The sequence below is a fragment of the Mesobacillus sp. genome, from assembly GCF_057785455.1.
Genome location: NZ_JBYNSB010000050.1, coordinates 109539 through 128725, shown reverse-complemented (window position 1 = coordinate 128725; position 19187 = coordinate 109539). Strand labels below are relative to the sequence as shown.

At 43.4% G+C, this 19187-nt stretch carries 20 protein-coding genes; 5 read left to right on the top strand and 15 right to left on the bottom strand.

The window, feature by feature from the left end:
* Positions 1–406: 406 nt before the first annotated feature.
* Both AC3EBE_RS19655 and AC3EBE_RS19650 read right to left on the bottom strand, forming a co-directional pair.
* The gene (locus AC3EBE_RS19655; RefSeq protein ID WP_488596726.1) at positions 407–1099 is read right to left on the bottom strand and encodes an AIM24 family protein; all 693 of its coding nucleotides are present in this window, start codon (positions 1097–1099) and stop codon (positions 407–409) included.
* On the bottom strand, positions 1096–1794 hold the full coding sequence (locus AC3EBE_RS19650; protein ID WP_488596725.1) for a class I SAM-dependent methyltransferase: 699 nt from the start codon (positions 1792–1794) through the stop codon (positions 1096–1098). The genes AC3EBE_RS19655 and AC3EBE_RS19650 overlap by 4 nt, the downstream gene beginning before the upstream one ends.
* A 130-nt stretch (positions 1795–1924) precedes the next feature.
* Between AC3EBE_RS19650 and AC3EBE_RS19645 the strand changes: the two genes are divergently transcribed.
* A complete protein-coding gene (locus AC3EBE_RS19645; RefSeq protein WP_488596724.1) occupies positions 1925–2140 on the top strand; it encodes a DUF3892 domain-containing protein in 216 nt (71 codons plus the stop codon).
* A gap of 44 nt (positions 2141–2184) precedes the next feature.
* Here AC3EBE_RS19645 and mntR read toward each other — a convergent pair whose 3' ends face one another.
* From mntR to AC3EBE_RS19625, 4 genes are all read right to left on the bottom strand, one after another.
* Positions 2185–2607, bottom strand: a complete 423-nt coding sequence (mntR, locus tag AC3EBE_RS19640) for a transcriptional regulator MntR (RefSeq protein ID WP_488596723.1) — start codon at positions 2605–2607, stop codon at positions 2185–2187.
* A gap of 70 nt (positions 2608–2677) precedes the next feature.
* Complete coding sequence (locus AC3EBE_RS19635; protein ID WP_488596722.1) at positions 2678–4855, bottom strand: DNA topoisomerase III; 2178 nt, start codon at positions 4853–4855, stop codon at positions 2678–2680.
* Positions 4856–5170: 315 nt separating this feature from the next.
* Complete coding sequence (locus AC3EBE_RS19630; RefSeq protein WP_488596721.1) at positions 5171–5461, bottom strand: hypothetical protein; 291 nt, start codon at positions 5459–5461, stop codon at positions 5171–5173.
* Positions 5462–5520: 59 nt separating this feature from the next.
* Complete coding sequence (locus AC3EBE_RS19625; RefSeq protein ID WP_488596720.1) at positions 5521–6507, bottom strand: HD-GYP domain-containing protein; 987 nt, start codon at positions 6505–6507, stop codon at positions 5521–5523.
* Positions 6508–6825: 318 nt separating this feature from the next.
* Here AC3EBE_RS19625 and cspD point away from each other — a divergent pair, with 318 nt between their 5' ends.
* A complete protein-coding gene (cspD, locus tag AC3EBE_RS19620; protein ID WP_023627628.1) occupies positions 6826–7026 on the top strand; it encodes a cold-shock protein CspD in 201 nt (66 codons plus the stop codon).
* Between the two features lie 310 nt (positions 7027–7336).
* Here the strand turns inward: cspD and AC3EBE_RS19615 are convergent, their stop codons facing one another.
* Together AC3EBE_RS19615 and AC3EBE_RS19610 are read right to left on the bottom strand one after the other, a co-directional pair.
* Positions 7337–7519 carry a zinc-finger domain-containing protein gene (locus AC3EBE_RS19615; RefSeq protein ID WP_488596719.1) on the bottom strand — a complete coding sequence of 61 codons (183 nt, stop codon included), beginning with the start codon at positions 7517–7519 and terminating at the stop codon, positions 7337–7339.
* A 25-nt stretch (positions 7520–7544) separates the two neighbouring features.
* Positions 7545–8201, bottom strand: coding sequence for a ribonuclease H family protein (locus AC3EBE_RS19610; RefSeq protein WP_488596718.1), 657 nt, complete (start codon positions 8199–8201; stop codon positions 7545–7547).
* A 734-nt stretch (positions 8202–8935) separates the two neighbouring features.
* Here AC3EBE_RS19610 and AC3EBE_RS19605 point away from each other — a divergent pair.
* Together AC3EBE_RS19605 and AC3EBE_RS19600 are read left to right on the top strand one after the other, a co-directional pair.
* Complete coding sequence (locus tag AC3EBE_RS19605; protein WP_488596717.1) at positions 8936–9340, top strand: reverse transcriptase-like protein; 405 nt, start codon at positions 8936–8938, stop codon at positions 9338–9340.
* Between the two features lie 2 nt (positions 9341–9342).
* Positions 9343–10281 (top strand): DMT family transporter, encoded by a 939-nt coding sequence (locus AC3EBE_RS19600; protein WP_488596716.1) that lies wholly within the window; start codon positions 9343–9345, stop codon positions 10279–10281.
* Positions 10282–10303: 22 nt separating this feature from the next.
* Here AC3EBE_RS19600 and AC3EBE_RS19595 read toward each other — a convergent pair whose 3' ends face one another.
* On the bottom strand, positions 10304–10573 hold the full coding sequence (locus tag AC3EBE_RS19595; protein WP_488596715.1) for a DUF6123 family protein: 270 nt from the start codon (positions 10571–10573) through the stop codon (positions 10304–10306).
* 66 nt (positions 10574–10639) lie between these two features.
* On the bottom strand, positions 10640–11101 hold the full coding sequence (locus AC3EBE_RS19590) for a divergent PAP2 family protein (RefSeq protein WP_488596714.1): 462 nt from the start codon (positions 11099–11101) through the stop codon (positions 10640–10642).
* 145 nt (positions 11102–11246) lie between these two features.
* On the opposite strand from AC3EBE_RS19590, the gene sspL reads away from it, so the two are divergent.
* On the top strand, positions 11247–11378 hold the full coding sequence (gene sspL, locus AC3EBE_RS19585; protein ID WP_023627620.1) for a small, acid-soluble spore protein L: 132 nt from the start codon (positions 11247–11249) through the stop codon (positions 11376–11378).
* A gap of 32 nt (positions 11379–11410) precedes the next feature.
* On the opposite strand, the gene AC3EBE_RS19580 is transcribed toward sspL, so the two are convergent.
* From AC3EBE_RS19580 to AC3EBE_RS19560, 5 genes are all read right to left on the bottom strand, one after another.
* The gene (locus tag AC3EBE_RS19580) at positions 11411–12304 is read right to left on the bottom strand and encodes a 5'-3' exonuclease (protein ID WP_488596713.1); all 894 of its coding nucleotides are present in this window, start codon (positions 12302–12304) and stop codon (positions 11411–11413) included.
* A 112-nt stretch (positions 12305–12416) separates the two neighbouring features.
* Positions 12417–13259, bottom strand: a complete 843-nt coding sequence (locus tag AC3EBE_RS19575; protein WP_488596712.1) for a sulfurtransferase — start codon at positions 13257–13259, stop codon at positions 12417–12419.
* 203 nt (positions 13260–13462) lie between these two features.
* A complete protein-coding gene (locus tag AC3EBE_RS19570) occupies positions 13463–17128 on the bottom strand; it encodes a dynamin family protein (protein ID WP_488596711.1) in 3666 nt (1221 codons plus the stop codon).
* A gap of 362 nt (positions 17129–17490) precedes the next feature.
* Positions 17491–18060, bottom strand: a complete 570-nt coding sequence (locus AC3EBE_RS19565; RefSeq protein ID WP_488596731.1) for an isoprenylcysteine carboxyl methyltransferase family protein — start codon at positions 18058–18060, stop codon at positions 17491–17493.
* Between the two features lie 4 nt (positions 18061–18064).
* Positions 18065–19150, bottom strand: coding sequence for a type III polyketide synthase (locus AC3EBE_RS19560; protein ID WP_488596710.1), 1086 nt, complete (start codon positions 19148–19150; stop codon positions 18065–18067).
* Positions 19151–19187 lie beyond the last annotated feature (37 nt).

The window sequence follows — 19187 nt, the reverse complement described above, 5'->3', positions numbered from 1 at the left end:
CCGAAAACGAAAAGTATAGCCGACTGCCCAGAAACGCAGAAACTGGAGACTCCGACAAAGAAGCGCTTTTTGCTTCTGCCGGCGGAGTTGAAGTTTCGGAGTTTCTAGGAGGCGAAACTAGACAATAAGAAACGCGGAGGCGACTGCTTAACTCCGAAAAGCGCTGGCCGACTAGGAACGCCACGTCCTGTGGCAACGTCGGCACTAGAACATCGTGTCCGTCGGATGGCCTGCCAGTGAAGTCGCTCTTTGACTTCATTGGCAGGACCGAAGCGTCTCGAGGAGTTAGGAGCCGCAGCTAGACATGCGACTCTAGGGGCTAGGCGCTGGAGCTAGACAGTTTTCGAAGATTATATACTTTCTTATAAAGTAAAAATAGAAGAGGCATCTAATTGATGCCTCTCCCTTATGATTGTGGCGCATAGTAAACTTCTTCAAACGGCTGGACTACGACGAAGCCTTCACCGCTGAATTTCATTTGGATTGATTCACCGCTGCCCCTGCCAAGGAAGGTTTTTAACGAGACATCAGTAACAAAATCCGGCTGGAGGTTTCCACTCCAAGCTACAGTAGCGTTTGGGTCAGTAAATACTGGATTATCCCTAGTCACAAGTAGGGTTAAAGGTTCATAATGGGACGTAATCGCGACCATTCCCGAACCTTCCAGACGAACATTGAACAACCCGCCGGACAGCATTCCAGCGACACGGCGCATCAGTTTGATATCCCAGCTGATTGTGGGTTCAAATGCAAGCAAATCATTGCCATTAACAAAGATTGAATCATTTTGAAGGTTTAGAATGGAAATTTTCTTCCCCTGGTCTGCTAAATACAGCTTTCCATTCCCTGTTGCTTTCATGAGAGAAGTGCCTTCGCCGGTAAAGGCCTTCTTGAACATTTTTCCAAGACCATGCTCGAGGATCCCTTCTCTTTCGAACTTGATGTTTCCGCGATAGGAAACCATGGCTCCTGCTTTTGACCATACCTGTCCGTTAAGATTCACTTCAAGCATTCTCGGTGTCTCGATCTCAAATAATCCTTCACCTTTATCCTGCTGCTTCGTATTTTTCACAAATTCCTCAATTGAAAATCTGCTCATGTACGTTCCTCCCTGCGGTTCTTTTTAAACATGAATACCCACATAAAAGATAGCGATTGCTTCAGTTCAGCAGGCAGAGAGCCAATGGAGAGCTGGGAGGCGGCTTTCTTGTACACACCAAACTCCCCGGCCTTTTCCCATCCATTTTCTAATGCCATTTTCTCAAGCTCCCAGGGCATAATCGTATTGCAGATTATTTCATCCCCGTAAAGCCGCCGGTAGCTGTTTACTCTTGGCCCAGCTGTCGGCCCTAAAATGCCTATGCATGCATGCCCATCAGGCTTTATGATTCTCGATATTTCCTGAAGTGACGAAAATGGACTATTTGTCCATTCAAGAGAGTTGATTGCCATCACCGCATCAAAAGAACCCTCCGGCATTCCGCTTGATGATAAATTAGCCTTATAAAACGTGATATTTTCATTCCCCGGATTCTTTCTCGCAATCTCAAGCATTTCCTCTGATACATCGATTCCGGTAACCTTATAGCCGGCCTGTGCTAATTTTTCTGACCCAATTCCATCGCCGCAGCCCAGATCGCATACAGAGGACCCTAAGGGGATAAATTCTTGTATGAAAGGGACGATATCCTTCCTGCTCCCGTTTTCCCACATGCCTCTGCTTCTCGAATTCCAGGAGCTGGCCATTCCATCCCATTGCTTCTCGGATTCATGCTCCCAATCGAAAGCTTTCAATTGTATCACCTGCCCCATATATAAAAGTTGTCGCTTCCATAACTATTTCGCTATTAATAGATTAATTCCTGTTAAGTTTATTTTTCCGGCAATCGTGCAAGACTAGTGGGGTGAAAGGAGAGAAACGACAATGCAGGAACAATTAATAGCAATCCACAAGAACCATTCAGGTGATATCATCAGCTTCCAAACTTCAAGCGGCCGGATCATTTCTTATCGCAAAGCACTGCAGGAGGCAGCAGAAGGCACCATAACCGGAGTCAATATACAAGAAGGCGGGGATGGATTTAGCTCCCTCATGTCTACAGACGGTCAGCCGTTTGAACATTATCCTGATATTTATTAAATTCAAAATAAACAAATACACCTGACAAACGTCAGGTGTATTTTTCATGCTTCTTCATTCTGTTTTTGGATTGCCCGCAAAGCCTCTACACGTGTTCCGTCTTCCTCAAAAAACTGAACCAGGTCGCCAATCCTGTCAATCGCGTCCCAGCTTAAATGGTGCTCTATACCTTCCACATCATTATAAATATTTTCATCCTTGACGCCGATTACCTTTAATAATTGCTCCAGTAATTCATGGCGGTAAACGAGCCGCTTTCCTGTCTTGATGCCCTTGGGCGTCAGCATCAGGCCGCGGTATTTTTCATAAACCAGGAATTGGTCCTTATCCAGCTTCTGGACCATTTTTGTTACTGAGGAGGGATGGACGGATAATGCTTCTGCTATATCCGATACTCGGGCATAGCCCTTCTCTTCTATCAAAATATAGATTTGTTCAATATAATCTTCCATACTGGGTGTTGTCATCCCTTGACCTCCAATGCTTAAACAATAGCCATATTAAAGTGTACTATAGAAGGACATGAGTGACAAGAAGCTACCCTTCCTGCTTTACAGGCTGCGGCGATAAATCAAATTTCAGCTTATTCTCCTGCCCGTCCCATAAAAGCTTGGCATCAAAGCTTTTTTCCTTGCCTTGAAACCCTTCAATTATATCTGTATTACCTTCTGTAAGCAGCTTTTTAATATTTTTCTGTGTTATCGTCTTGCCAAGGATCTGCTTTGAAAGTGTAAAATCGCATTTGGTTTTCTGATAATTGGAGCATCCATAAAACGGCCCTTTATCAACAACCATGCCATCACATTTTTTACATTTCCCAAGATTACTGCCCCTGCGTGCTTTACCGCTTTTTTTGCCAGGAACAAATGCACTTGTCAGTTCATCTGAAAAAGACCAGCTTTCAGCTCCTTCAGAAGTTTCCGCTACAAGGTGCCTGATCATCTTGGATGTTTGTTCAATAAATGACTTAGGAGAGGCCTCACCTTCTCCGATTTGGTGCAGCCTTTGCTCCCATTTAGCGGTCATTTCAGGGGAGGACAGGATTTGGCCGCTGATGGCTGCGACGAGTATCTTAGCCTTTGCTGTTGCATAAACAAGATTTTTCCGCACCTCAATATACGCACGGTCCTTTAGCATAGTGATGATCCCAGCCCTGGTGGCCTCAGTCCCAAGTCCTTCTGTCTTCATTAATACTTTTTCGAGTTCTTTATCCTCTATGTGCTTGCCAGCTGTTTTCATTAATGTGATAAGCTGCCCTTCAGTCAGCCTTTTGGGCGGCTGGGTCTTGCTTTCTTTTACTTCGGCTTTCATTACGGTACCGGTTTCCCCTTGCTGAACAGGAGGAAGCTCAGGTTCCTTATCAGCATCCTTCTGAGGCAATACCTTTTTCCAACCTTCATCCAACTGGACTTTTCCTTTAGAAATGAATTCAGCCCTGCCCTCGACGACAGTTTTTATTGTCGTATATTCAGCTATATATGGACCATAATGTGCTGCAATCAAGGTCCTGGCAAGGAGGTCATATAGCTTTTGCTCATCACCTGACAGCCTGCTAATATTAGGCACCTGTTCAGTCGGGATAATGGCATAGTGGTCGGTGACCTTCTTTTCATTAACATATCTCTTATTGTTTTGGATTGAGCTAATTTGCAAAGGAAAAAATTCCTGATACTCCGGAATTGACTGCAGTTTGTTCAAAATGGATGGAAAACCCGCAGCTTCCCCGGGAGTTACATACCTGGAATCAGAACGCGGGTAGGAGACAATCCCCCTCTGATACAGCCCCTGGAGGACGTCAAGTGTCTTTTTAGGCGACATCTTGAAACGGCGGTTCGCCTCTGCCTGGATAGCAGATAGGTTGTATAATAATGGGGGAAGGAATTCTTTCTTCTCAGAATTCACTTCTGCCGCTTCTGCTTGCTTCCCGTCACAGAAAGCAGCGATTTTTTCTGCCATTTCCCTGGATTTAATCCTGGAGTCTCCATCCTTTTCCCATTTGCCGCTGTATTTTTTGCCGTTTATATTGAATTTGCCGAATACTTCCCAAAACGGTTCAGATACAAAGTTTTCGATTTCCAGCTCTCTTTTAACGATGAGCGCCAGTGTTGGTGTCTGTACACGGCCAACTGAAAAAACATCTGAATACCCCTTCTTTTGCAGCAGGAGCGTGTATAGCCTTGACGCATTCATTCCTACCACCCAGTCGGCGCAGGCTCTTGTATATGCCTCAAAATACAGGTTTTTAGTGTCCGATTCATCTAATAATTTCTGAAAGCCTTCTTTAATTGCTTTTGGCGTCAGGGAAGAAATCCATAGCCTTTTCATCGGTTTCATGCAGCCTGCCAGACGCAATACATTCCGGATGATCAATTCGCCCTCACGCCCGGCATCCCCGGCATGGATGATCTCCGTAACCTGCGGGTCTGTGGCCAGCTTTTTGATGATATTGAATTGTTTTGCTTTTGATTTTACCACTTCATACTGAAATTGCTCCGGTATGATTGGCAATGAATTCAGTGACCATTTTTTCCAGGAAGGGTTATATTTTTCAGGGGCTGACAGCTCGGTCAGGTGGCCGATCGCCCAAGATACATATGCACCATCCGGAAATATTTCATTGGGCAGGATTTCAAGGAACCCTTCCCTTTTTTTCATTTTGAAAACGGAGGCCAGCGTTCTGCCCTGGTCAGGCTTTTCCGCAACGATCAGCTTCATATTCTCCTCCTGTAAAGCAATAGTAGGTTGATAGACAAAAATAGTCTCAAACTCTATTTTATATGTTTCTATTTGCGAGCGTAAAGGACTTTTATCGCAGGAATGATCAGCTAAGTAAAATAGTCCGGTTCATTTCGTAACTATTGATGCTTACTCTTTCGGAATTTGAGCTTTTACGAATAATATTGGATATTCGATTCAGAAGCAACTTCTAAAATGGCCGTGAAGCCCTGAAGGATGCGGATAAATGCATGTGTGTGAAAAGTGAAGCCTATAGCAAAAAAATCAAACAGGCAGCTGAAAATCAGCTGCCTGTTAATTATTCTCGAATGGTTCAATTGTGTTCTGGTCATTGATGTACCATCGATCCCTCGATACGACTGCCGACACAGTCAAGATCAATGAAGGAACTTTTTCTATCCGCATTACGACAGCCCCTGCAAGCTGGTGGAAAATCACAAAAGACTCACCGTGGGAAAACCCCGCCAATAGATGGCCCATCATTGAGATCGAGCGGATGATTTCCTCTTTTTCTTTGGCTTCAAGGGAAAGATGCGGGGAAAAGATAATGATCCAATTGTCCTCGCCAATTGAAAAACGGTACATGCCCTCACCCTTTTAAAAATCATAATAGATTATTAAAAGATATGAGAATGCATCTGATTTTATACTCCTACAATTGAATCATTTAGCACCCTGGAAATTCTTAAGCCCCGGTTGAGCCTCAAATCAATCAGGGTATCAGCAGATTTTATCAGGGCCCTTAAAGGTTCATATGGATCGACCATAAGGATTGTCCCCTCTTCCCCACTGCTCAGAAGAACTCTTCTTCCCACAAGGCTTTCCATAATCCGATATAGGAACACCAGCATGATGCTTGGGTCAAATTTTCCAAAAACATCATTTTGCATTTGGGAAATGACAATGTGGAAAGGCTCAGCCTGATGATACACCCTCGAGGATGACATTGCATGATAAACATCTGCAATTGCGACGATTTTCGCAAGCCTGTCTATCTTCTCACTTCGCAAACTGAATGGGTAACCGCCGCCATCTTCCCTTTCATGATGCTGCAGAGCAATAAGGGCAGCTCTTTCACTGATCTCAGGTATGTCCCTAAGAAGCCGGTATCCATAAACGGTATGGCGTTTCATTTCCATATATTCGTCCTGTGAAAGCCTTCCTGGCTTGTTCAGGATTTCCGCCGGCACCCTGGCTTTTCCAATATCGTGAAGAGTGGCACCCAGGGCAAGATCATATAGTTCTTCGCTGCTCAGTTTCAGCCATTTTCCCAATAGGGCAGCAATGATGCCAACACAGACAGAGTGCCTATAGGTATATTCATCCTTTGATTTCAATTCATAGAATAAGTGATATATATGTGGAATTTCCGCTGCCTGCATAATTGCTGGCATTATTTCATTTTTAATTTCATGGACAGGTACAACACCTGAGCTTGCCACAATATCAAAAATTTCTTCCATCTGCCGGGAAGCTGCATCAATTTGTCCAGAGATCTCTTCAATCCGGTTCTTAATCGGCAATTGAAATGATTGTTCCTGTATGGCACTGCTATTCCTGATCGATGTTAAGAGACTTTCAATTTCCTGGTCGGTCAAAGACGTTAACGTTGATGGAGTGGTCTTCTTCATGGGCACCCTCCTAGTATCTTTTTTAGGAGACATATGTAATGAGCGTCATGATGGAAATCCTATTACTGAAAATAATAACAAATTTTTCCGGAAATAGGAATGCAGGAGAGGAAAATTCGGGGAATTTATAATTAATTAAATTTTTTGATTATTGTTCCGTTAATGCGCTTACATTCCTTGACGGTACATTCCCATCTATTGTATATTTAATACATCATTTACTAGAATATATTTGCCCGGCAGGTGTATCTTTTGGATGATAAATATTCAACTTTGACACAGCTTTGTGTCTCGAAAGACATGGGAGGAAAGTTTAGCATGCAAAATGGTAAAGTAAAATGGTTCAACAATGAAAAAGGTTTTGGGTTCATCGAAGTAGAAGGCGGAGACGATGTATTTGTTCACTTCTCAGCTATCCAGGGCGATGGCTATAAGTCACTTGAAGAAGGCCAGGAAGTTTCTTTCGAAATCGTTGAAGGAAACCGCGGACCACAAGCTGCGAACGTAGTAAAACTTTAATAAAAATGTTGAAGGCTGGCGATGATTCGCCAGCCTTTTTTGTTGTATAGGAAATCATAAAATGATTTTGATGTGGATAACTATATAAGTTGTCTTAATCCAGCTCCAGCGTCTAGCTCCTCGAGACGCTTGTCTAGCTGCGGCTCCTTACTCCTCGAGACGCTTCGGTCCTGCCATTGAAGTCAAAAAGCGACTTCAATGGCAGGACCTCCGACGGACACGATATGCTAGTGCCGACGTTGCCACAGGACGTGGCCCAGTGCTTTTCAAGGCTGAACGAGGCGCTTGCGCTTTTTGTTCATGCAGGACTCTAAGCTTCTTTCAGCCGGTTACCGCACGATTTTATTTGATCTCCCACTGTGCATTCTGTAATACAGAAGCGATGGGCATATCTTTTCCCTTTTTCGAGCTGATGGTGTTTCTTCAGGAAGCAGCCACTGCAGTATGTACTGAGCAGCGTTTCCACCTCAGCCAATATTTCTTTCCGAGTCAATCTACTCCCGCCCTTCCCATCGGCTTTATAATATTTGCATTTTGCTGTTGATGAATTTACCCTGAAGTGCCTGCGTAGCAAGTTTATCCGCTTCTTTATTATCTTTCCTGCCAACGGGGTTATATTTGGGATACAGCCCAAGCTCCTTAATCTTGTTCTCAATCCGGTCAAGCCAGCGGTTCAGTGTTTCCTCATAACATGGCCATTCACCTTCCAGCTGTTTCAGGACAACCTGGGAGTCGCCCTTGAACTCACAAGACATATTTCGGACACCCATTTCCTCCAGTATGGTCAACGCAAAATACAGCGCGGCATATTCTGCTTCATTATTTGTTTCCAGTTCATCAAATGTTTCATTGGCACGAAGCCGGTATTTCTTTTTCCCCTGCTTAAAATAAATGATCGCTCCGAGGCCAGCCTTGTAGGTGGCATTGTCAAAACCGCCATCAAAATAAACCGTCACATCATGCGGTTCTTCTTCGACCTCCGCAAGAAGCTTTCGCATTTCCTTTAAGCTCCAATATGTCCCGATTTCATCTATGAAAGAAATTTCTCCTGCACGGCCGGATTTTTCAAGCTCTTCCCCTGCCTGAAGAGCATGCTCGCCAACCAGAAAGTCAGATGTAAACAGGATCGTTTCCAGGCCCTTCGCTTTATATTCCCACTCGATCTTATATTTCATGGTCTCATCCTCACATCCTTACTGTCTTCTCAGGATTTAAGTCCTTATTGCGTCGGGATTTTGTTATTTATATTACCCATTTTCCCGGTGTGTTACAATGAAAAGCATTCTTCTCATGTACACAATGCAAACAGAAGAAGCATTTGTGCCAAAAGAGCTGGATATATTTGTATCTGAATATTCTTCATTGAGGAACCCTCGTCATGACAATCCAACACCTGTTTTCTATTGTGAATTGTCTTGAGAGCACCTGCCAAGACAGTTCAACACTATTTTTCGCTTGCGAATTGTCTTGAGTGCACCTGCCAAGACAATTCAACACTATTTTTTGCTTGCGAATTGTCTTGGGAGCACCTGCCAAGACAATTCAACACTATTTTTCGCTTGCGAATTGTCTTGAGAGCACCTGCCAAGACAGTTCAACACTATTTTTCGCTTGCGAATTGTCTTGAGAGCACCTGCCAAGACAGTTCAACACCTGTTTTCTATTGTGAATTGTCTTGAGAGCACCTGCCAAGACAGTTCAACACTATTTTTCATGAACGAATTGTCTTAATACTCCAAGTCATGACAACTCAGCCCCAATACTCTGACCACCATTGTTAATAAGCTGCTCTCATTTCCAATCAATCTGGTCTGTCTGCATACATATGAAGTTTTGCATTTTTTTATATTTTGGCAATGCTATTATGATACACTAACTATTATCTGTATAAACACCGGGAGGGAATATTTTGATTGAGGTATATATTGACGGTGCTAGCGCGGGCAATCCTGGTCCCAGCGGTGCCGGTATCTTTATTAAAGGTGAAGGGGAGGTTTCCAGGCATTCCATCCCGCTGGGCGTCATGTCGAACCATGAGGCTGAATATCATGCTTTTATAGAGGCTTTAAAGATCTGCCATGCCAAAGGCTATAAAGTGGTGTCCTTCCGCACCGATTCCCAGCTTGTCAATGCAGCGGTCGAAAAGGAATTCGTCAAGAATAAACTATATGCGCCTCTTCTGGAAAAAGCACTTACTCTTGCCGGACAGTTCGATCTTTTTTTTATGAAATGGATCCCTTCAAGTGAAAATAAGGCAGCAGACGAGCTGGCCAGGAAAGCCATAAGAGAAAACAGCAAGAAAGGAACTAACTAAAAATGAAAGCTTCAACGTTCGCAGATGTGAGTCTTCTGCTTGTCGCACTGATCTGGGGGGCGACGTTTGTCCTTGTCCAAAATGCAATCTCTTTTCTCGAACCTTTATCTTTTAATGCTGTCCGCTTTACTTTGGCAGCGATTCTGCTGGGGAGCTGGCTGTTGTTTTTCGAGCGGACTCAACTCAAGAAACTGGACAAAAAACTGATATTGTCAGGCATGCTGCTGGGTTTCTGGCTATTTATTGGATTCGCTTTTCAAACACTTGGGCTTCTCTATACTACTTCTTCAAAAGCTGGATTCATAACTGGACTTAGTGTCATTCTGGTACCATTGCTGATGATATTCATTTTGAAGCAGAAACCAGGTCTCAATTCGATCGCCGGGGTAGCAGCAGCAACTGTAGGATTGTATCTTTTAACCATGTCAGATGTATCCAGCATTAACATCGGCGATGGTTTCGTCCTTATTTGTGCTGCCGGATTCGCGCTTCACATCCTGTTTACCGGTAAATATAGCAGCAGTTTCCCGACGCTGCTTCTGACAACTGTCCAAATCTTAACTGTGGCTGTTTTATCAGCTGGATCCGCCCTCTTTTTCGAAGATTGGAAGCGGGCATTCAACCCGGAAATCGTTTTCTCAGGTAAAGTCATCCTCGCCTTGATGATTACGTCTGTCCTTGCCACTGCATTGGCTTTCTTTATCCAGACAAATTTCCAGAAGCATACGACAGCAACCCGTGTTGCACTCATCTTTGCAATGGAGCCGGTATTCGCCGCTATTACAGCTTTCATCTGGGCTGGAGAACGGCTTGCAAGCAGTGCACTGATTGGATGCGCCTTAATCTTTGCAGGCATGGTATTCGCTGAGCTGCCTTCTGGCAAGTTTGAGGGCTTCCTGCGAAAATTGAATCCAAAAAAAGAAGCTGACTACGAAGCGTGATTCGCTTTGTAGCCAGCTTTTTTTATACTGCCAATAATTCGATCTCTCTGACAAAATGCAGTGCTGCTTTACGGGATTTAATTTTATTCGAAGCGAACGTTTCAAGCAATGAAATATAGAAGCTTCCATCAAAGTTCTTCTGAGCTTTAAGTGTGATTTCAATCGCAGCAATTGTGATTTCATCGGTGGAATCCGTATATTGCTGACCAAAATAAATGAATCCGACTGCATCCTCACGCAATTGGAAACCTTTGCTTTTCAAATGAAGCAAGTAATCCTCAACTGTTCGCACTGACTTAATCAATCCTCTCTTCAAGCCATGTTCTAGTAAAATTTTACCGCAAAGTTCGAGGATTTTCTACCGTTTTTTTGTCAGATAATATCCTGCCGCTCCCATTAATGCTCCCAGCAGCGCCCCGCCAAGGACTTCCTTCGGCTGATGGCCAAGCATCTCCTTAAGCGGATCCGGGGACTTTTCTTCAAACTCAACTGGATCGTCTTCATGGATTTTGTCTATCAGTTCATCCAGATCATTTACCTTAAGGGTAAGTTCACCAGTCTGTCTTCTAATGCCCTGGGCATCATACATGACAATCATCCCGTACACAAGGGACAAGGCGAAATCAACTGACCGTACCCCTTTTTTCAGGGCAATATAGGTTGTCAGGGATGAAACGCCCGCAGAATGGGAACTTGGCATCCCTCCGGTTGCAATAAATAAATCCGGTTTCCATTCTTTTGTTTTCGCATAATGAATCGGTATCTTTAAGGCCTGGGCAAGGCCAATACTTGTTAATGCAATTACTGCACCTTTATTCATTGTCAGTCACCTCCATGTTATTTTGAAGAAAAATGAGTGCTTTTATTCTTTACAGTTCATAATAAGAACCAAGCTGTTGGACAGCCTATAAAGGTTAATTCACTTTTCTGGTGTTTTTTAAACTAAAATTTTTGGAGGGTCAATAATGAGCAAAAAAGGAAACAGAGGAACAAAAGCTCCTGGTGTCAATCCTCAGGGGTATGGCCAGGATGCCGAGTTTGCCGAGGAACCAAAATCCAAGCTGGAAAATGCCGCAAAAAAGAAAAATACAAAATAAAAAAACGGCTGATTTTCCAGCCGTTTTTTCCTTTAGGCATACATTGTATCTTTTTCAAATAAGCGGTGCAGGCCTCTCAATTCCACTTCATTGAATTTCGCCATTACCTTTTCCCTGTCAATTCTAAAGACAGCATCATCCATACAGCACTCAACAGGCACATCACATTTGATTTCAGCAAGCTGTCTGCTTAAATGGAGCATTTCCAGATCGGCTTCGATTTTCGCTCGCTGTGATTTAGTCAGCTTATCGAGATTGGCAATAACCCCGTCGACATTACCATGTTCCTGAAGCAGCTTCAGCGCTGTCTTTTCACCGATTCCACGGACTCCAGGATAGTTATCGCTAGGATCTCCCATGAAAGCCTTCAAATCAATCATTTGCTCGGGCCAGATGCCTTTTTCTTCATAGAGTGTTTCCCGGTTGTGGACGACATAGTTTCCATAGCCCTTTTGAAGCAGTATAACAGAAGTGCGGTCATCGATAAGCTGAAGTATATCTTTATCTCCAGTCAGGATTGAAACAGAATCTACCTCGCTAGCAGTCTTTGCGATGGTGCCGATGCAGTCATCCGCCTCAAAGCCAGGAAGTCCGATATTCGGCACATCCAGCGCTTCCACTACCTCTTTTACCAGGTCAAATTGAGGAAGCAGCTCAATGGGTGCTTCAGGCCTGTTCGCTTTATACGAATCGAACATTTCTGTACGGAACGTTTTGCTGCCCATATCCCAGCATACAGCTGCATGGGTCGGTTTAAAAGCATCTAACGCAGTCGCAAAGTGCTTGATGAATCCATGTATTGCATTAGTCGGGATTCCTTTTGTATTAATCATGAATTGCCCGGTGACAGCTGTGGCATAAAAAGCCCTGAACAATAGTGCCATTCCGTCAACAAGCAAAAGTGAAGTTTTATTTTGATTTTCCAAGCTGAAACCTCCATCTGTCATTATTTTTCAGAAGCCTTGCATAAAGCAAGTGCCCAATGTGGTTCAACCTGTCCATTATACCATAGAAAGGGACATAATTACGCAGAAGCTGTTAGCTCCCTGCATTTCCCTTTTCTACAGGATTATCAGTATAGGATACCCAATCACTATAGCTGCCTGCATAGAGTTTGACATTTTGGTAGCCAGCCTTCTTAAGCGCTGCGAAATTTGGCGTGGCTGTCACTCCTGAACCGCAATATACGATGATGGGCTGGTCTTTGTCAATATCGCTAAAACGCTTTTCCTGCTCGAGCTGTGGCTTGAAATATCCTTCCTCAAATCCATCCATCCATGGTTTGTTCACTGCATTCGGTATATGGCCGGCAACCCGGTCGATGGGCTCCTCTATTCCTAGATAACGCCTGCTTTCCCTTGAGTCGATCAGGACAGTTCCTCCATTACTGAATGCAGCTTCTTTTACTTCCTGATAAGTGGCCAGCATTTCACGATTTATCATAGGATTAAATTCGCCTTTCTCATATGCCGGAATAACATCATCAACTGGATAGCCTGCCTTTGTCCAGGCTTGGAACCCGCCATCAAGGATATATACACGGTCATGGCCAAGATAGTTAAGAAGCCACCAGAACCTGGAAGCAAAGGCACCTTCCTTCCCATCATAAGCAACGATGGTGATATTTTTACTGATACCCGCCTCTTCAAGCTTTGATTTTAAGTCATCTATGGCCGGAAGGGGGTGCCGTCCTCCATGGAGTTCTGCTGGAGCGGACAGATCCTTTTCCAAATCAAAATAAATTGCACCTGGAATATGAGCTTGGTCATACTCCTTCCTGCCTGCTTCAGGGTCTCCAAGCTTGAACCGGCAATCAATTATCCGTACGGTTTCATTCTCTAAATTCTCTTTCAGCCAGTTGGGTTCAACAGCGTAATCCATTGCTCTCACTCTCCATTTTCATTGCTTGCTTTGGCCATCAGTTTTTTTACATTCTCCTTTGGATCCCAGCAATCAAATTGATAATGTGTTTTTGTTTCGTAGCCCAGCCTTCTACAAAAGTACTTAACGGTGCTCTCAGTTCTGCTTATTTGGAAATTCACACATGTAGCACATGCATGGAATCGATTTTTCCCCATCCTGCATCAGCCTTTTCCATGTTTTTTCACATTTGCAAGTGCTTTCCTTACCTCTGCTACAGAGAAATTGTCTTCCAGAGCAGAAGTTATCCCCTGGAAGTATTCATTGATTTGCTCGCTTAAATCGTGCATAATCCTTGCAAACTCCATTTCCATTTCTTCAGAATAATGCTTTTTAAGTCTCGCATTCTCGTTTGCAAGATAGGTTTCAGCAGGAGCTTGAAGCTGTTTTTCGAGTTCTTCATTCATCAGCTTCTTCTCATTCTTCTCAAAAAATGCCTTCGGGCTTCTGAACATGCCCAATGCCTTCTTAAATAAGCCGCGGTCGATTCCTTCAAATGCAGTATTAAAGTCTATGCCGCTTGATGGCTGAATTTCTGCTGCAGTAAGTGTGAACGACCTGTTGATTTTAGTTAATTCAGAGATAACTGTTTTCTGTGAATCATTGAGCTGCCGGGCAATGAAGGCCTCGATTCTTAACGAGGTTGCTCTCATTTCCTGGGCAAAATCATACCCGACACTTTCAATTAATTCATCAAGTGCGGATTCCAATGCCTTCTTCAAATTCCTGCCGTCATCTTTTAATAGAGCAGGGTTGAAGGCTTCACGGAAAAAGTCCCCAAATCTGATAAAAACTCTCTGGCGAATGTAATAAACCAATTCATCTGCTTCCTGAGCCAGACGGTCCTGAAGAATCTCAGCAGACGTACCGGAGACAAGCCGAAGCATCTCATCTTGCTCTGCCTTCAGCTTTTCCCGTTTTTCGGCCTTTACCAAGCTGTTTTCTTCAGCTGAAGCAATCATATTCTCCATTAATGTGACAGCCTGCTGCCACTTAACTTCTGCTGCGTCGGCAGCGAGATTCACCAAATCATGAGCTATGAAAGAGTAGAATGCCTGTTCAAACCTGCTGAATTGTGGGTCATGCCCAGATTCAGGCTCCTGCTTGGCTTTAAGTCCATTCAAGCTGGAGACAGGGAAAAGATGTGGTTTCCTGATACCGTACTGTACAAGCTGGTCCTCTACATATTGGAGGACTGCGTCCTGTTCTTCCGCTGAATTCGCCAGGTCGACCGCATTGACGACAAAGAACATCTTATCCATTTCAAAGGTGTCTTTAACCCTGCCGAGCTGGATGAGGAATTCGCGGTCCGCCTTGGAAAATGCATGGTTATAATAAGTTACAAACAATATGGCATCCGAGTTCTTGATATAATCAAAAGCCACCCCGGTATGGCGGGCATTGATAGAATCAGCCCCGGGAGTATCAACAAGCGTGATGCCCTCCTGAGTCAGCGGACAATCGTAATAGACTTCTATCCACTCTACGAAGCAGGATTTTTCTTCTTCTGCAACATATCCACGGAAAGATTCGAGATCAACATCAAGCTTCTCACCGAACATGCTCTTAAAATCCGAATATCCCTTGGCAAATGCTTTTAAGAATGCATAGTGGGTCTTTTCAGCGGCGTTATAACCAGCTTCATCCAATGTAAGACTGCTGATGATGTCAACCGCTTTTTCAAAATCAGCTGTTGACTGTCCAAATAACCCGAGCGAACGCTCAATCTCTTTCAGCAGTACTTTTTCCTCTTTGATTTTTACTATGACACTACCGTGCGGCTGCTCTTTTGTAATAGGCTTAATCTTATTAATCGCCGCCGTTGTTGGATTCGGAGAAACAGGCAGCAGCTTTTCGCCGACAAGGGCATTTGCAAAAGAAGATTTGCCTGCACTGAAAGCGCCAAATAACGCAACTGTAAATTCACGGTCACTTAACCGTGAAGCTTTCTCTTTCAATTCTCTTGCTAATTTCTTCAGGCCAGTCATTTCTTCAATTTGTGAAGCTGTATAGGTTAGTTTCTCAATCAGATGCTGCTGCTCTTCATGATATATTTCCAAACTCTCCATCTGTTTTTCCGCTTTTGCTGGAACGTCAGGTTCTTGGACAGCAGGCTTGCTTTCTGTCGCCATTTTTTCGCTGCTTGCATTGACAACGACTTCCGTATCTTCATTTGTGTCGATGAATACGCCATAAGCCTCGTCGTTATACTGAGGGATCGCTTCTCCATATAAAACTTCAGTAACAACCCTTCTCTGGTCCTGGAGCTCTTTAGTGATTGCCGATAAACTGTTCCATGCATCTACAAGCTTCTCGAGTTCTTTCTCTTCTTCGAGGATCAATGAAAGCCCTTCATTCTCCGATACTGCAGCATTGGAGATAAAAAGTTCCTTAATTGGCATCAGCTTTTTTCTGGCAAGATTTTTAATTGCTTCGGCTACATCATTCGTATAATTCAGGACATAGTCTCCTGAAAGCCTGGCCCCGGGCTTAACAGTATCGCGAAGGAGTTCCTTTTCGAATTCGACTTTGAAGTTTTGTGCTGATTTTTGGAGCTCATGCTGCGTCAAGTTGTGGTTCCTTACCAGCTTCGTTAAGAAGTCTTTAATATGCCAATCTATCTGGGATTGCACTTTATTTTCAAGCTCTTGGAAAAACTTGTTGAGCCGGTCTGCCCGCTCCTGTTCCGTCTTTTGTTTTGAGAAAAACAGGCCAACCTTAAAATCAGGCTGTATCGACTGGAGATATGCCTCTGCCAGCTCTCTTGTCTGGAATGGCATCAAGTAGGCATTTTTAAGAATGCTCCTGACTCCCTCCTCAAATTCCTGATCTGGATTGCTCTCATTTTCAATTACTCTCTTTGACTCTCTTACCTGATCCAGCTTTGCCTGAAGCTCAATCCTTTCGCTTTCAGTAAGTTCTTGCAATACCGCTTCGAAGTCCTCAAGTTTCCCCTCAACCTGCTGGTGCAAGTGAGACAGATGATCTTCAGACAGTTTTTCCATCGACTTAAATATCGAAACTGGAAGGATATCGCTTCGCTTTTGCTTGCGGTCGACGATAAATTCACGAAGTTCATTAAATTGATTATTTGCTGCTGAAGGATTTCTTAGGCTCGTGTAAAAGATGCCGGAATGCTTGACTCCCCAATCCGCAAAGGATTCTTCGACGCTTTCCTTGAACCTGTTGAAAGAAAGCTCAGCGTCCTGATGCTTGTCGATTTGATTTATGATCAAATATAGTTCTTTTCCCGCATCTGTTAACTCTTTTGTAAAAAGGAAGTTCAATTCTGATTGGACATGGTTGTAATCCATAACATAAAATACGATGTCTGACAGGTGCAAGGCTGATTCAGTCGCTATACGGTGAGCATCATCCGTGGAATCAATCCCAGGTGTGTCCATAATCACTGCTTCATTTAAAAAATCAGTTCCAGAATGGCTGATCTCGATTGCCTGAATTTGATCTCCATCTTTGCAATAGGATTTTACCGCTTCATAATCGTAAGGAGCCTGGTATAGCCTTGCACCGCCCTGTTTAAAATAAACCTTCGCGTATTCTGCTCCTGATTTAATTTTCACCAGGTTAGCACTTGTCGGAATCGGACTAGAAGGCAGAATATTGTCTCCGACAAGCTTATTGATCATACTTGACTTGCCGGCTGAAAAGTGGCCGCAGAAAGCGATTGAAAATTCCTCCTCAAGTGTTTTCCTGCCTAAATCCCTTATTTTTTCAGCAGTTTCAGCATCCTGATTATTCTGCATAAGGTTATATAATGATAATATTTTCCCTAGAAGTTTACGGTCTTGCTGCGTAACTGTCTGGCTCATTGTTTTTTCCCCTTGTGACAAATTTGTGAATGCCTATATTTTATATGATTTTTCACGCTTTTCCTATTATTACATTATATATTTTCAATTTATCATCGTGCAGAACCTCAAAAATGCACAAAAAAATGGCCGGACATTGTCCGGGCCATTTTCACAATAAGTATAGTACCGCGTTTAATTTGGCTTAAGTACGTTATTCAATATATACTTCATAAGCAAAGCATAACCAGCTACTGTGGAAACAACTAACATCGAAACCATTGATTACACCATCCCTTGGAGTTCAAATAGTTAACTGAGAATTATTTTCATCTTCAAGAAAAAGTGTATCATCAATGATTATCATTTTCAATGGAAAATGCCTAATTGTCACACTTATTTAACAAATTCGGCAGAAAACGGCCTTGCTGAGAAAATTTATGCTCATATGCGGTCAGTTCTTTCAGCGCTCTTTCTTCAGCCGGAATTCGGATAGACAGGATCATGATATTCAGCAGGGTAAATGCAATCATGGTAACAAAAGCATTGAATATTAATGGGATGACAATCAACTCAACAGCAACAATTAAATAGTTTGGATGCTTAATGAGTTTGTAGGGCCCCTTTTTGATTACCTTGGCTCCTGGTAGAATGATGATCTTGGTATTCCAGAAACGTCCTAATGAGGTCAATGCCCATACCCTCATCGCCTGGGTGATGAGGAAAACCGTCAAGAGCAGCGGCCAATAGGCAGATAAATCCTTTTGAAAATAGATGACCTCCAACATGAATGAGAGAAAAAATGCAGTATGGATGGCAACCATTGCGGGATAATGACCCCTTCCGAATTCAATCGCTCCCTGGCTCTTCATCCATTTTTCATTCCTTCTGGCAATGACCAGCTCTGTTAGTCTTTGAAATATGATAAAACCGATAAAAAACAAGAATGGCAGCATCCTACTCCCACCTAACCAAAAGTAATTCGGAACTGAAACCCGGACCCAATGCAGCTGCGAGACCGATGTCTCCTTCGCGGGCAGTTTCCATGAATCGCCTTAAAACATATAAAATGGTCGCTGATGACATATTTCCATACTCCTTCAGGACATTCAACGATGTTTCAATCATATCTTCCGGCAATTCCAGCGCAGCGACATAGGCCTCAAGCACCTTTTTACCTCCTGGATGGGCTATAAAATGGTTCAGATCTTGGACTCGTATACGATTGGTATCTAAAAAACGAAATACATTCGGCTGGAGCCATTTCTCGATTATGGTCGGAATGTCTTTTGAAAAGACAACAAACAGGCCGTCATTCTTAATTTCCCAGCCCATGACATCAAGTGAATTCGGCATTGTTGTCGATTGTGTATCCAGAATCCTTGGCGTCGCCCGTTTTTTTGAAAGATTTTCGAATCCAGAATCCTCACCACATACCAGGGCACAGGCTACCCCATCCGCAAATAAAGAGGTACCCACCAAATTGCTTTTTGATCGGTCATTGCGCTGAAAAGTGAGGCTGCAAAGCTCAATGGAAAGGACAAGTACTTTCGCTTTTGGATATGCAAGACAATATTCATATGCCCGGGAAAGGCCGGATGCTCCCCCTGCGCAGCCTAGTCCCCATAATGGGATCCTTTTAGTATATTGTGACGATGGCAGGATATTCATAATCCTTGCCTCTATGCTTGGAGTTGCCAGGCCAGAGCTGCTGATCGTGAAAATTGCATCAATGTCCTCTAAAGATACTTCAGTTTTAAGGAATTCCTGGCTGGTAAGGCATTTAGAGATTGCCTCTGCTCCCAATTTTACCGCTGACTCAATATAGGCATTATTTTTTTCTTCAAATGAGTGATCCTTTTCAAACCATTCTAGGTCTTTCGCAAAATGTCTTTTCTCAATCTGGCCATTCTGAAACACAGTTAATAGCCTTTTTATATCATTAAATGATTCCTTAAAAAGTTTTTCAGCAAATTCCATGACTCTTTCCTGTTCTATCGGATATGGAGGCACTGCTTCTGCTGCTGATATGATTCTGGGCATTTTTCATACTCTCCTCACATATATGTACGGTTACTTT